Below are 14750 nucleotides of genomic sequence, written 5' to 3'. Positions count from 1 at the left end.
ATGCGCTCCTTCCTTCACATCCTTAAGAAAATCGGCAAAATAGCGCTGATTATCCCTATTTTTGCCCTATTGTATTTTTTGTCTGCTTGGATGATGGCTTCATTGCCGCTTAATGAAGAGCAACCCAAAGGAGAAATTACTTTATTTTTAGTCAGTAACGGAGTACATACTGATGTAGTAATGCCGCTGAAGAATGATATTTTTGATTGGTCGGATGTCGTCAATCCAAAAGACACGCTCACTGCTGATCCTCAAATAACGCATATCGGTTTAGGCTGGGGGGAACGCAATTTTTATTTATACACACCTGAGTGGAAAGATTTGACGTTCTCCAATGCTTTAGGTGCATTAAGCGGGCTGAACCGTACGCTGATTCATGTTACTTATTATCCTTTTGAACCACGAGAAAATAGCCACGTCGTCAAATTTTTAGTCACGCCTGAGCAATACAGGAATTTAACAAAATCGCTCTTGGCCGGTTTTCAACAAGAAAATGGGCAACCCATCTTGCTAAAAGGAATCCATCATCAGTCTAACGATGCTTTTTACGAAGCCAAAGGACGCTATCATTTATTCAATACTTGTAACACTTGGTTGAATGACAAATTGGTTGAAAGCGGCCTTAAAGGCGTGTATTGGACTCCTTTTTCTTCGCCCTTGCTGGAACAATACCGATAGTCTCCACGCTTCTCAATTTTTTGGTCTATGTAAGACTTCAGGCCGTCTGAAATTTTCAGACGGCCTGTATTTTGATAAAAACTCAAAACCCTTTATTATATAAATGAAATTTTTAAATAGCATTAAATATTAATTTTTATAAACAAACTAATTTTAAATTCTATAAAATAATTAAAATAAAGAAATTTTAGAATAAAATTGCTAAAACAAAAAACTAAGCCTTGTTTAATTCTGCTAAAACCTGTAACCTGTATCAGAAATAAACAAGAGAGCCCATCATGTCCCAACACCACCCTACCGACGATATTAAGATAAAAGAAGTCAAAGAGTTACTCCCTCCAATCGCACATTTGTATGAGCTGCCTGTTACGCCTCAGGTTGCCAATTTGGTTTATAAAACACGTCATGAGATTTCGGATTTGGTTCACGGCCGCGACAACCGTTTATTGGTCATTATCGGCCCATGCTCGATTCACGATACTAAGGCAGCGGTTGAATATGCGCAAAAATTGCTGCCCTTGCGCAAAAAATATGAGAAAGAGCTGCTGATTGTGATGCGCGTGTATTTTGAGAAACCGCGTACAACCGTTGGCTGGAAAGGCCTGATTAACGATCCGCACTTGGACGGTACGTTTGACATCAACTACGGCCTGCGCCAAGCGCGTCAGTTGTTGCTGACTTTGAACGAAATGGGCATGCCTGCTTCGACTGAATTCTTGGACATGATTACGCCGCAATACTATGCCGACCTGATTTCTTGGGGCGCGATTGGTGCGCGTACGACTGAAAGCCAGGTACACCGCGAATTGGCCAGCGGCCTCTCCTGCCCTGTCGGCTTTAAAAACGGTACGGACGGCAATCTGAAAATCGCCATCGACGCTATCGGCGCCGCCAATCATCCGCACCACTTCTTGTCTGTAACCAAAGCCGGTCATTCCGCGATTGTCCACACCAGTGGCAACCCTGACTGCCATGCGATTTTGCGTGGCGGTAAAGAGCCTAATTACAGTGCGGAATACGTTAAAGATGCGGTTGCGCAGCTTCAAAAAGCCGGCGTGAGCAGCAAACTGATGGTGGACTGCAGCCATGCCAACAGCCGTAAAGACTTCCGCAAACAAATGGATGTGGCGCGCGATGTTGCGGCGCAGCTGAAAGCCGGTGAAGAAAACATCATGGGCGTGATGGTGGAAAGCCACTTGGTTGAAGGCCGTCAGGATAAGCCTGAAATTTACGGTCAAAGTATTACGGATGCCTGCATCGGTTGGGATACGACTGAAGAATTGCTGGCCCTTCTTGCCGAAGCGAAAGGTTACCAAGCGTAAGTGCGAAACCATTAAAAAGACCGGATATGTTCCGGTCTTTTTTGCGTTTGTCATTTTGATTTCTTTGCTCAAGATCCCGAGCAATTTTTAGTCAGGTTCGACATAAAAACAATATGTTAGAAATATTCAGGCCGTCTGAAAACCCGATCATTCAGGTTTTCAGACGGCCTGTCCTACTTTTCTTTTCAATTAAAACGTGTGTTTAACCGTTGCAGTCACACTACGCGGCGTGCCGTAAACGTGAATATCCGGCATGGTGCGATAGCGTTTGTTAAAGACGTTTTCAAAGTCCAAACTGATGCGGGTGGATTTGCCGATTTTGTAATGACCGGTCAAGTCCAGCGTTGCGTACGGACGTTGGGTCAACGCGGCCGCGGCAGCCGGATTGATGTCTGCAGGGTATTCATCCAGCGTGTGGCTGCGGCTTTGCCAGTTGACGTTGGCACCCAGGTTCAAACGGTCGGTCACGTCATACGCGGTAAAGAGTTTGAACAAATGAACCGGGTAAGACGGATGCAGTTGAACACCTTCGCTGTCTTTGATTTTGGAACGTGCATAAGACGCATTCAGCAGCCATTTATCGCTCAGGCGGCCGCCGACAGAGAGTTCCACGCCTTTTGTTGTGGTGTTGTCGGCTGCGCGGTAGTATTCCTCGCCATTCGCGAATTTGCCTGCGACAACGCCCAAATGGTCGCGTTTGTTCATAAAGACGGAGGCGGAAGCATTCAGACGGCCTTCAAACCATGAGGCTTTCAAACCGGTCTCGTAGGTTTTGCCGCGTTGCGGTTTGAGCGCTGCGCCGTCTTTGGTCAGGTAACGCACTTGCGGACGGAAAATGGTGGTGTAAGACGCATAGGCGGTCAGATTGTCGCCGATGTCGTAGGTTACGCCCAAATAAGGAATGAAAACGTTTTGTTTGTGGCTGCTGTGTGCGAATTTGTTACGGCTGGTGCTGTAACGGTAACGCCAATCCACAAAACGGCTGCCGCCGATAAAGGCGAGCTTGTCGGTCAGTTTGAAACGGGTCGAGCCGTAAACCGACAAGTTTTTCATGCGTGAAAAACCATTGCGCAGATACGGCATATCGGGTTTGGCGATGTTACCGTCAAATTTACGCAAATCAGGAATCATCGATTCGCCTTCTTCATAGAAAGATAGGTTTTCTTTGTTGTCCTGATGGCTGATGCCGACATTGAACTCGTGCGAGCGACCCAATGCAGGATAGTGACCATCCAAAGTCAGGGAGAAATCTTGGTCGCGATATTTGCTGCGATCGCGGTCAGACGTAAAGAGCGCGGAGTAATCGGAATTAATGACAAAAGTACCGGCAATGCCTGAAACGATGTCGTTTTTACCCGAAACATGGCTGTAATCGCCTGTCAGTTTCCAGCCGTTGTCAAACTCATGGCTGAGGGAAGTGAACACTTCGGCACTGGTGTCTTTGCCATATGCCCAGCGTGCGGACGAATTACTGCGCGGCGAAGACTCAAACGGTATGAATCCAGTACGGCGCGAACCTGCTGCGGTCAGATAGCTGAAACGCGAGCTGCCGTTGTTGCGGAAACGGTGTATTTCCGTACCGAGGCGCCATTGGGTTTGCGGCGTGATATCGTAAGACAACGTACCGTAGAAAGTGTGATTGTGGCGCGAAGTGTTCGGCAGGTAATCGCCGCCATGGTCGCTGACCAAAATAGCGCGGCCGCGCAAGGTATTGTCTGCATTCAAAGGCTGATTGGCATCAAGGACGAAGCGGTAGTGTTTCCACGAACCGACACCGGCTTCCACACTGATGGCTGGCTTGGCAGTCGGTTTTTTGCGTTCCAAAGCAACCGTACCGCCCGGCTCGCCCATACCGCCGTTGGACAAACCGCTTGCGCCGCGCACGACGACGACTTGTTCGTACAATGTGCTGTCCAGATTGTTGGTGCCGCGGCGGATGGCTTTACCGTCGTAAAGGAATTTGGGCGCGCCGTCCACGGAAATGCTGTCAATCGCCTGACTGCGCGAAATAAATTGGCTGTGGCCGGAGACGTTGTTGCCCATTTTGCTGTGGAACACGCCCGGTGTTTGTTTCAACACGTCCTGCAAGGTATCCAAACCTTGGTCGTCCATTTGTTTTTCGGTAACGACAGACAGGGACTGCGGCGTTTCGCGCTGGGTCAGGCGGATGCCTGTCGCGGCGGAGGAAGCGGGAATAGTGTAGTTGGAAGTAGTCTGTTTTCCGACACCTTGGACGGTAACTGTCGGTAAATCGACACGTTCTTGCAGCTGGGTATTTTCTACTTCGGTTGCGAAAGAATACGCCGAACACAGCGCCAGACTGACGGCAAAGCTTAATTTGCCATAGGGAAATACAGGTAGTGACATAGCCTCTCCAATTAGCTGATGTTTCAATTTGGTGGCAGATTCTATCAAAAAGATGTAGTCCGATGAAACTATGTTCTAACCACTATTTTCTAAGTCATTTGTTTAATTAAAAATATTTCTTTAAGACTAATCATAATTAACTAAAAGGCCATCTGAAACCCATATTATCAGGTTTTCAGACGGCCTTAATCTTTTTATCAGTCTGCCAATTTTCGTGCCAATTCTGCCAAACGTTTACCTTGTGCGAAGGCAATATCGTTTTCTTCAGCAGTCAATGCCGGCTTGCTGTCATGGCCGGAAACATGACTTGCGCCATAAGGCGTGCCGCCGCTTTGGGTATTGCTGAGCGCGGACTCGGTATACGGGATGCCACTGATGAACATGCCGTGGTGCAACAGAGGCAGCATCATGGTCAGCAGGGTGCTTTCCTGGCCGCCGTGCAGCGAAGATGTGCTGGTGAATACGGTGGCAGGTTTGCCGACGAGTTCTGCGCCGAGCCAAAGGGGAATGGTGCCGTCGATAAAGTATTTCATCGCGGCAGCCATATTGCCGAAACGTGTCGGGCTGCCGAGCGCAAGGCCGGCGCAATTTTTGAGGTCGTCGGCAGTCGCGTATGGCGCACCTTCGTCAGGAATGGCTTTTTCAACGGCTTCGCAAACGGTGGAAACTTTGGGAACGGTACGCAATACGGCTTCGCAACCGTCCACGCTTTCGATACCGCGTGCGATTTGGCGGGCAAGGTTGCGCGTGCTGCCGTTTTGGGAATAAAAGAGGACGAGGATTTTCAGGGGATTTGGGTTCATTTGGGGTTTCCGTTACAATGCTGTCAGGTTTCAGACGGCCTTTTAAATACTCAGGCCGTCTGAAAAGAAGAAATTTCAATTTAAAAGTGGGAAAAGGTTATGCCGTTTTCGCAATGGTGGCAAGGTTTTTTAAAGAGTAAAGGCGTGGCGTTCGCTTGGTTTGTCGTGCGCCGTTTTGATGAAGAGCGCGTGCCGCAGGTAGCGGCAAGCATGACGTTTACAACGCTTTTGGCTTTGGTGCCCGTGTTGACGGTGATGGTCGTCATCGCGTCGGCCTTCCCCGTTTTCGACCAATGGTCGGGGGAATTTGTCTCTTTTATCAACCGCACCATCGTTCCGCAGGGCGCGGACATGGTGTTTGACTACATCAATGCGTTCCGCGATAAGGCCACCAAGCTGACGGCCATCGGCAGTGTGATGTTGGTCGTAACCTCGCTGATGCTGATTCGGACGATAGACAATGCGTTCAACCGGATTTGGCGCGTCAATTCGCAACGGCCTTGGATGATGCAGTTTTTGGTGTATTGGGCGTTGCTGACGTTTGGGCCTTTGTCTTTGGGCGTGGGCTTGTCGGTCGTGATCGGTCAGGTGCAAGTAGTGGGCGGCTCGGAATGGCTGAGGGTTATCACTACGGTTTCATTTATTACGGTGCTGCTGTGGGGCTTATACCGCTTTGTGCCCAACCGTTTCGTACCGGCAAGCCATGCCTTGGTCGGCGCGGCCGTAACGGCGTTTTGCTTGGAAACGGCACGCTTTTTGTTCGCGTGGTACATGGGCAACTTTGACGGCTACAAATCGATTTACGGCGCATTTGCCGCGGTACCGTTTTTCCTGTTGTGGCTCAACCTATTATGGACGCTGGTATTGGGCGGCGCAGTTTTGACCTCGTCCCTGTCCTACTGGCGCGGCGAAGCGTTCCGCCGCAGTCTGGATGCGCGCGGCCGCTTTGATGATGTATTGAAAATCCTGCTGTTGCTCGATTCTGCCCAACAAAACGGCAAGGCATTGCCGGTGCAGGAGTTCAGACGGCATATCAATATGGGCTTTGACGAATTGGGCGAGCTTTTGGAAAAACTGGCGCGGCACGGATATGTCTATTCCGGCCGTCAGGGCTGGGTCTTGAAAATGGGTGCGGAGTCCATCGACTTGGCAGAGCTGTTCAAACTCTTCGTCTACCGTCCGCAAACGCTCAACAAAGACAAGGTCAATCAAACGGTTGACCACATCATGCAGCCCTGCTTGGAAACCTTGAACATGACGCTGGCCGAGTTCGGCGCCCATACGAAAAAGCAATCCTCTTAAACCTGACGCCGTCTGAAACCAAAAATATCAAGTTTCAGATGGCCTTTGCTATAATCGGCACACTACTGAATACTACATTCGACCTATAAGGAAAAATAGATGAAAACACCAACCCTACTCTCTCTGCTCGGTTTGATTCCATCTGCCGCCTTCGCCGCCCACGGCGTAGGCCTTGGCCAACCACCCAAATATCCGGCCAACTTCACCGCTTTCGAATACGTCAATCCCAACGCCCCAAAAGGTGGCTCATTTACCACGCCTTTCCTCGGTGCTTTTGACACGCTCAACCCCTTTACCCTCAAAGGCAACCACGAATACGGCATCAGTATGCTGACGCTCGACACCCTGACCGAGCAAAGCATGGATGAACCTTACGTCGTTTACGGGCTGATTGCCGAAGACATCGCCCTGGCGCCGGACGGCCTTTCCGTTACCTTCAAAATCAACTCCAAAGCCAAATTCCACAACGGCGACCCCGTTTTGGCGAAAGACGTTGCCGCTTCATTTAACATCCTGACCAAAGACAAAGCCGCCGCCCCCATGTACCACTTCTACTGGAGCGACGTGGCCAAAGTAGAAACGCCCAACGACCGCACCGTCGTGTTCCGCTTCAAACAGCGCAACTCAGAATTACACATGATTCTCGGCAGCCTGCCCGTCTTCTCGCATAAAAGCTATCCCAAAGGCCTGGCCGCCGCGCCCAACAGCCTGCCCATCGGCTCCGGCCCCTACCGTTTTGCCAAAGCTGAAAACGGCCGCATCAGCGAGTTTGTCCGCGACAAAAACTACTGGGCGCAAAATCTGCCCGTGCGTAAAGGCCGCTACAACTACGACCACATCCGCATCAAATACGTCAAAGACGAAGTTGTCCGCATCGAAGGTCTGAAAGGCGGCCAATATGACTTCGTACAAGAAAACGTCGCCCGCAACTGGGCGCGCGCCTACTCCGACGAAGTCCTCAAAAAACGTAATCTGTCCAAACACGAATGGGTACAAAACAGCACAGCCGGCATGCAAGGCTTCGTCATCAATATGCGCCACAAGCCTTTGGACAATATTTACGTCCGCCGCGCCTTGATTGAAAGCTTCGACTACGAAAGCGTCAACAGCCGCATCTTCTACGGCGCATACCGCCGCACCGACAGCTTCTTCACCAACAGCACCATGGCCGCAACCGGCAAGCCCGACCGTGCAGAAACCGCATTGCTCAAATCATTGGGCACCAAGCTGCCCGACGGCGTATTGGATCAAGACGTCCCTATGCCGCCGGTTACCGATCCCAAACTGGGCGTGCGCCCGAATCTGCTCAAAGCACGCGCCCTGCTTGAAAAAGGCGGCTATCAATACAAAAACGGCAAAGCAGTCGACAAACAAGGCAGACCGCTGACCTTTGAATTCCTCGCCCCAAGCAAAAACTACGAACGCATTACCGCCAAATGGCAGCGCGACCTTGCCAAAATCGGCATTACCATGAACGTGCGCACCGCCGATTCCGCCGTGTACCAAAAACGCATGAACGACTTCGATTTTGACGTGACCACCGGCTACTACGGCAACAGCGAAAGCCCCGGCAACGAGCAATACGACTACTTCAGCTGCGCCGCCGCCAAAACCGAAGGCAGCCGCAACCTATCCGGCGTCTGTCATCCTGCGGTCGAAAAACTGCTGACCCATTTCAACAGCTTTACCAACCGCCAAGAGCTGCAAACCACCTCGCGCGCGCTCGACCGACTGATACGCCACCAATACACCATCGTTCCAAACTGGTTCGCTGACCGCTACCGCGTCGTGTACCGTAACGATGTCGGCATTCCGTCCAAGCTGCCGAAATACTACGACCCCATTACCTTCGCCATGACCGCAGGCTGGAAGAAAAAGTAGTCGCATTTCGACAACACATCCAAGCGTCTGACAAGCCTTGGCGTGTAGTCCTAAGCATAGAATCATAAAATCTTGTTGTTTGTTTAAAAACAATCAATCAACTGATTCCAAACAAACATAAAAGAAAAAACAACTTAAAGCCAAATCAAAGGCCGTCTGAAACATCCGTCAGCAAAATCATCTGCAACGGAACATTTCAGACGGCCTTTTTGTCTCTTTTCAATCCATTTTCGCAACCGAAGCAAAATATCGAAAATGAACAAAAAAATTGCAAAACAATGCCCTCAAATTTTACAAAACCGTGTACACTGCAAGGTAAGAATTTGAATTATAAGGTTAATCTTAATAAAAACTACAATCATCCAAATTTAACCTAAATCAAGCATTCATATAACAGACAAAAGGAACAATAATATGGAAATCAAGCGTCTCTCTACCATTCTCAAACTGATTGCCAACCCCGAACGTATGGCCATTCTTTTTCTGCTGCTTGACGGCGACCGCAGTATTACCGAACTGGCACGAGCGCTCGACTCCTCCCCGACCGGCATTGCCAACCACCTCGCACGCCTGCGCACCGAAGGCATCATCGATTTCACGCGCTACCACCGCATCATCGAATACCGCCTCATCTCCGAAGAAGCCACCACCATCCTCAATACCCTGCGCACGCTCAAAGACCAAGCCGAATAAATAAATGATTCCACATCACAACATCAAGGCCGTCTGAAACATCAGCTTTCAGACGGCCTGCCACTTTCAGCCCATATCGAAAAATAAACCAATCCGCTATACAATACCGCCCATGCCCACAGGCGCAATCCGCCGCCTTCCCACCCAACAGCACACACGGAAACATCATGAAAATCGCCACTTGGAACGTCAATTCCCTCAACGTCCGCCTGCCCCAAGTACAAAACTGGCTGGCCGACCACCAAGCCGACATACTCGCCTTACAAGAACTCAAACTCGACCAAGACAAATTCCCGGCCGCCGCCCTGCAAATGATGGGCTGGCACTGCGTCTGGAGCGGCCAAAAAACCTACAACGGCGTCGCCATCATCAGCCGCCACGAACCGCAAGACGTACATTGCGGCCTTCCCGCCCTCCCCGACGACCCGCAACGCCGCGTCATCGCCGCCACCATCAACGGCGTGCGCGTCATCAACGTCTATTGCGTCAACGGCGAAGCCCTGGACAGCCCAAAATTCCAATACAAAGAACAATGGTTTGCCGCATTGACCGAGTTTGTCCGCGCAGAAATGGCCGTCCACCCCAAACTCGTCCTGCTCGGCGACTTCAACATCGCCCCGGCCGATGCCGACTGCTACGACCCCGAAAAATGGCACGAGAAAATCCATTGCTCCTCCATCGAAAGACAATGGTTTAAAAACCTACTCGACCTCGGCCTGACCGACAGCCTGCGCAAAGTCCACCCCGAAGGCGCGTTCTACACCTGGTTCGACTACCGCGGCGCCATGTTCCAACGCAAACTCGGCCTGCGCATCGACCATATCCTCACCAGCCCCGAACTCGCCGCCACCCTTACCGACGTCACAGTCGACCTAGAAACCCGCGCCCAAGAACGCCCCAGCGACCATGCGCCGGTGATTGCCGAGTTTGACTGTTAGATTTTAAAGCAATATAAACAATAAGGCCGTCTGAAAACTGGATTTCAGACGGCCTTTACGCTAAGAGGTTTTCAGAGAACGTTTGAGGTTGTCTGAAAGTTTGAAACAATGGTTTGAACGGCAAAGAACGCGTGCGTACGTACCGCACACACCCTACACATCGTTTTTAAAGTTTGTGCCGTTCGCAGGTAGGGTGAGTGGCGCAGCCACGCACGCGGTTGGAGGGGGTGTAGGCTACGGTTTGCTACACTTGCTTAATATCCGCGATGAGATTTTAGACCATTAAAAAAAGCACTTCTGACAGCCCATCGTACTGCATCATCAGTTCGGACACTTTTCCAATGATCTGGATGCCTCATTACATCACGCACTTCAAATCTACCTTCTTCAGGGTAACGCACTTCTAAAAAACCAATTCTAAAAAGAAAACGCGCAAGGGCAACCGCTTCATTAGCATCATGTAAAACACCATCCTTTAGTTTTACCTGCCCATTACCAATTAAACCTTTTAAGTGCCGATATAAATCAGATGCCTTCCATTCCAAAGGTTTTCCTGTAAAAGATTGAAGGCAAATATCTAAACCTTTACACAAAGATCGAAATTCCGTCTTTAAGAATTCAAGTTGGTCTATTGAATAACTCCACTCAGCTTCGTAGACTTCAGTATTAGAAACTGGTAGTTTTTCGGCCGCATCTAAGGCATGCTTAATCAGGTTGCCAAGGCTACGAGGTGTATACATTGTTCTTCGAACAATGTAACTAAATGAATCACTTGTCTCTTTATTTTTTAGAGTTACCTCAGGTTCAAAAAAGACATGCCACATATCATTAAATGGTACTTTAATTAATGCAGGACTAATTTCTAATGCCAATCCAATTGCAAGCCTCAATCTTTGACGAAACCATTCTTTTAACTCAGAAAAATCCCAATTCAGAGACATTACTCCACTTATTTTATCAGCATAATGCCAACCTGGATTTAGACTTAGCCATAAATCTTGTCTCATAAATAAATGTACTTCTGCATCTTTATTATCATGTGTTATTCTATCAGCAGCTTCAACTGCATCTCTAATTAATCGAATGCTAGTAGTGTTACCTTCTTCTTGTAAATTATCGAAATCATCGACATATAATACGAATTTTGTTGCTTGCATGATACGATTAAATCTATCAGGGCTATACTTTTCTTGTTCTGAATTTTCAGTAGACACTTTATTTACCCATGGAATAATGGTTTTCAAAACGTCTATAATCCGTTCACCAAAATCTCTTTCTGTGACCCCCTTAATTTTCGCCCAAGCACGTAAAATAGCCTCATCATCACCAACAAGTAACTGACCACTCATTCCTTGCGCAAGTTTGCGACAAATAAGATCCGCATATATCTGTATCCAATCTGCAACGGCACCATAACCTCGCCCTGATGCCTCTTTCAAACGTTCTGAATGTAATGAGGCAAGTTCATCGGCCGACACTTCAACAATTAATGTAGAAAAGTCCTGTTTACGGTTTTGTATGCTGGTTAACCTTGCAGCTGATTTACCAGCCCCTTTTCTAGCAACAGTAACTGTTGTTTTAGGGGAAATTGCTTTTTTAAACCATTTTGGCTGTACTAACAAATTGTCAAACCAACTATTATGAGTTGTATCGCGCTCTGCATCAGGATAGCCAATAAAAGATGAGTCGCCCTGCCAAAATTCGCGGATATGTTGCACTTGCTCTTTTGTTAGTGATGTAATTCCATTAGAACTCATTTTAATAACCCATTAAAATTTATTAAATATTCGTAACTAGTATAATAATCTCACTCCGCACCAAACAACAACCCTTCCTTAATCCCCCGAATCCTATCCCTTAACACTGCCGCTTCTTCAAACTGCAAATCCCTAGCCGCCTGCTGCATGGCTTTTTCCAGTTTGGCGATTTCTTTAATTGCGTCTTCTTCATTGTGGATTTCGCCGACTTTAACCTTGTTTTTGCCTTTCAGACGACCTTTGCCGCTGTCTTCTTCGTGGTACACGCCGTCGATAATGTCTTTAACCTGTTTTTTAATCTGTTGCGGTACGATGCCGTGTTCTTCATTGAATTTAATTTGTTTTTCGCGGCGACGTTCGGTCTCATCGATGGCGGCTTTCATGGAGTCGGTGATTTTGTCGGCGTACAGGATGGCGACGCCGTTCACGTTACGCGCGGCACGGCCTATGGTTTGAATCAGGCTGCGGTGGGAGCGCAGGAAGCCTTCTTTGTCTGCGTCGAGGATGGCGACGAGGGAGACTTCGGGGATGTCCAAGCCTTCGCGCAACAGGTTGATGCCGACGAGTACATCAAACAATCCGAGCCGTAAATCTCTAATGATTTCAACGCGCTCGACGGTGTCGATGTCGCTGTGCAGGTAGCGCACTTTGATGCCGAGTTCGCTGTAATAATCGGTGAGTTGCTCCGCCATGCGTTTGGTGAGGGTGGTAACGAGTACGCGTTCGCCTTTTTGGATGCGGTCATTGATTTCGCTCATTAAATCATCAACTTGGGTGGCGACGGGGCGGATGATGATTTGGGGATCGACCAGCCCTGTGGGGCGGACGACTTGTTCGACCACTTGTCCGGCGTGTTCTTCTTCGTATTTGGCGGGGGTGGCGGAAACGAAGATGGTTTGCGGCATGACTTTTTCAAATTCGTGGAATTTGAGCGGACGGTTGTCGCGGGCGGAAGGCAGGCGGAAGCCGTAGTCGACGAGGTTTTGCTTGCGCGATGCGTCGCCTTTGTACATACCGCCGATTTGAGTGACGGTAACGTGGCTTTCGTCGATGAACATGATGGCGTTGTCGGGCAGGTAGTCCATCAGCGTGGGCGGCGGTTCGCCTTCTTTTTTGCCGGAGAAGTGGCGGGAGTAGTTTTCGATGCCTTTGCAAAAGCCCATTTCGTAGAGCATTTCGAGGTCGAAGCGGGTACGCTGTTCGATGCGCTGTTGTTCAACGGGGCGTTGTTCACGGGCAAAAAATTCGATGCGTTCGCGCAATTCTTCTTTGATGGACTCGCAGGCGCGCAATACGGTGTTGCGTGGGGTAACGTAGTGGCTGGACGGGAAGACAGTATAGCGGCCGACGCGTTGGTGCAGGCTGCCTGAAAGCGGGTCGAACATATCGAGGCGGTCGATTTCGTCATCGAACAGGCTGATGCGCAAGGCGTTTTCGGAGCTTTCGGCGGGGTACACGTCAATCACGTCGCCGCGCACGCGGAAACTGCCGCGTTTGAAGTCCAAATCGCCGCGTTCGTACTGCATGGAAACGAGCGTGGCGATGATATCGCGCTGCTCAATGGTGTCGCCTTCTTTGACGGACAATACCATTTGTTGATATTCGGTTGGGTCACCGATACCGTAAATGGCGGACACGGTGGCAACGATAATCACGTCGTCGCGCGTCATCAGGTTTTTGGTGGCGGAAAGGCGCATCTGTTCGATGTGTTCGTTGATCGCGCTGTCTTTTTCGATGAACAAATCGCGGCTGGGCACATAGGCTTCGGGCTGGTAATAGTCATAATAAGACACAAAATATTCCACCGCGTTTTCGGGGAAAAACTCGCGCATTTCGGCATAGAGCTGGGCGGCAAGGGTTTTGTTGTGCGCCATGATGATGGCGGGGCGGCCACTTTGCGCAATTACGTTCGCCATGGTGTAGGTTTTGCCCGAACCGGTTACGCCGAGAAGGGTTTGGTAGGCAAGGCCGTCTGAAAGTCCTTCGAGCAGGCCGGCAATGGCGGTGGGCTGGTCGCCTGCGGGCGGAAAGGGTTGGTGGAGTTTGAAGGGGGAATTTGGGTATTGGATGACTTCCATAAGACGGCCTGTTTTATATTCAGGTAAAGAGAGGATTATAACAAAGGACCGTCTGAAAATTTATAGTGTACCAATCTGACAAGACTAAATATTTCATCTCCTTCCTTAGCTAAAGCTAACTGAGGTTGGTTGTGTTGGCAGGAACAATTAAACTCCCCTCTCCCCAAAGGACGTGCCTGTGCACGTCCTTTTTACTCTCTTATCTCCTTTCCACCCTATTGTCACCCCATAAAAGGCTTACACTCCGCATCATTGCCCCTAAATATCTCCTCACCGTCCGTACAGCTGCCCTTCCCCTTCATCTTCCCGCATACCACCGCCGTCAGCGACTCGTTCAAACGCAGCACCCTCGGCTCCGCTTCCCTATCCAGCGCCACCGCCTTCAAGGTAAACTTACCCTCCAGGATGCCCTTAGCCTGACCGCTCATCCTGATACAGAAACCGCCCGCCTCCTTCACCGGCAGTTCCGGCCACTTCGTCGACGTCAGCTTAAAGCTGCCCTTTTTTGTGTAGAACTGCTCCATAAAGCGCGCATTTTCCAGCAGGGCGGCATGAGCCGCACGCAAGTTGGCCGAGCGGACTGACTCCCGATAGGCAGTCAATGCCGCCGTCGCCAATATCGAAACCAACAGCATCGCAACCAACAGCTGCACCAATGAGTAGCCCCTCTGCAGTTGCCCTATTCCGTTTTCCGTCAAATGTTTTTAAGTACATATCTTTCTTCCCTTTATCTTTTATATCTCTATCCAACAAGAGGTACCCTATCCGTTTATCCCTTCACCCAATGTAAAGTCTCCACTGGTTCAAGTTTTATTGCCACTGCCCAAACAAAGCCGCCCGTCATCCCGAACCGGCAAGCAGTTCGGCCTCGGGGCGGCGTATACGGCACGATCGTCCGTCAGGTTATTTTTTCACGGCAGGCTGGGCGGCC

At 49.6% G+C, this 14750-nt stretch carries 11 protein-coding genes; 6 read left to right on the top strand and 5 right to left on the bottom strand.

The window, feature by feature from the left end; genetic code table 11:
- Both ACTHTY_RS07220 and aroG read left to right on the top strand, forming a co-directional pair.
- Positions 1 to 678 (top strand): TIGR02117 family protein, encoded by a 678-nt coding sequence (locus ACTHTY_RS07220; RefSeq protein WP_049332207.1) that lies wholly within the window; start codon positions 1 to 3, stop codon positions 676 to 678.
- A gap of 278 nt (positions 679 to 956) precedes the next feature.
- Entirely contained in the window at positions 957 to 2000 is a 1044-nt protein-coding gene (aroG, locus tag ACTHTY_RS07215) for a 3-deoxy-7-phosphoheptulonate synthase AroG (protein ID WP_440367048.1), read from the top strand.
- Positions 2001 to 2189: 189 nt separating this feature from the next.
- Here the strand turns inward: aroG and ACTHTY_RS07210 are convergent, their stop codons facing one another.
- Together ACTHTY_RS07210 and wrbA are read right to left on the bottom strand one after the other, a co-directional pair.
- Positions 2190 to 4367 carry a TonB-dependent siderophore receptor gene (locus ACTHTY_RS07210; RefSeq protein WP_440367047.1) on the bottom strand — a complete coding sequence of 726 codons (2178 nt, stop codon included), beginning with the start codon at positions 4365 to 4367 and terminating at the stop codon, positions 2190 to 2192.
- 197 nt (positions 4368 to 4564) lie between these two features.
- The gene (wrbA, locus tag ACTHTY_RS07205; RefSeq protein WP_440367046.1) at positions 4565 to 5170 is read right to left on the bottom strand and encodes an NAD(P)H:quinone oxidoreductase; all 606 of its coding nucleotides are present in this window, start codon (positions 5168 to 5170) and stop codon (positions 4565 to 4567) included.
- 99 nt (positions 5171 to 5269) lie between these two features.
- On the opposite strand from wrbA, the gene ACTHTY_RS07200 reads away from it, so the two are divergent.
- The 4 genes from ACTHTY_RS07200 (at position 5270) to xth (ending at position 9984) form a co-directional block, all read left to right on the top strand.
- Positions 5270 to 6472 (top strand): YihY family inner membrane protein, encoded by a 1203-nt coding sequence (locus ACTHTY_RS07200; protein WP_070607346.1) that lies wholly within the window; start codon positions 5270 to 5272, stop codon positions 6470 to 6472.
- 99 nt (positions 6473 to 6571) lie between these two features.
- Positions 6572 to 8353, top strand: coding sequence for an extracellular solute-binding protein (locus ACTHTY_RS07195; RefSeq protein ID WP_440367045.1), 1782 nt, complete (start codon positions 6572 to 6574; stop codon positions 8351 to 8353).
- Positions 8354 to 8767: 414 nt separating this feature from the next.
- Positions 8768 to 9046: an ArsR/SmtB family transcription factor gene (locus ACTHTY_RS07190; RefSeq protein ID WP_308887010.1), complete on the top strand. Its 279-nt coding sequence runs from the start codon at positions 8768 to 8770 to the stop codon at positions 9044 to 9046.
- A gap of 167 nt (positions 9047 to 9213) precedes the next feature.
- Positions 9214 to 9984, top strand: a complete 771-nt coding sequence (xth, locus tag ACTHTY_RS07185; protein WP_440367043.1) for an exodeoxyribonuclease III — start codon at positions 9214 to 9216, stop codon at positions 9982 to 9984.
- A gap of 254 nt (positions 9985 to 10238) precedes the next feature.
- Here the strand turns inward: xth and ACTHTY_RS07180 are convergent, their stop codons facing one another.
- The 3 genes from ACTHTY_RS07180 to ACTHTY_RS07170 form a co-directional block, all read right to left on the bottom strand.
- Positions 10239 to 11741 (bottom strand): P-loop ATPase, Sll1717 family, encoded by a 1503-nt coding sequence (locus ACTHTY_RS07180; protein ID WP_440367042.1) that lies wholly within the window; start codon positions 11739 to 11741, stop codon positions 10239 to 10241.
- A 50-nt stretch (positions 11742 to 11791) separates the two neighbouring features.
- Positions 11792 to 13819 (bottom strand): excinuclease ABC subunit UvrB, encoded by a 2028-nt coding sequence (uvrB, locus tag ACTHTY_RS07175; protein WP_440367041.1) that lies wholly within the window; start codon positions 13817 to 13819, stop codon positions 11792 to 11794.
- A gap of 221 nt (positions 13820 to 14040) precedes the next feature.
- Positions 14041 to 14454, bottom strand: coding sequence for a type IV pilin protein (locus tag ACTHTY_RS07170; protein WP_440367232.1), 414 nt, complete (start codon positions 14452 to 14454; stop codon positions 14041 to 14043).
- Between the last annotated feature and the right edge of the window lie 296 nt (positions 14455 to 14750).

Origin of the sequence: Neisseria sp. P0019.S002, assembly GCF_051957155.1 — a bacterium.
Classification (GTDB): domain Bacteria; phylum Pseudomonadota; class Gammaproteobacteria; order Burkholderiales; family Neisseriaceae; genus Neisseria; species Neisseria perflava.
This window is presented reverse-complemented; position numbering and strand designations above follow the sequence as displayed.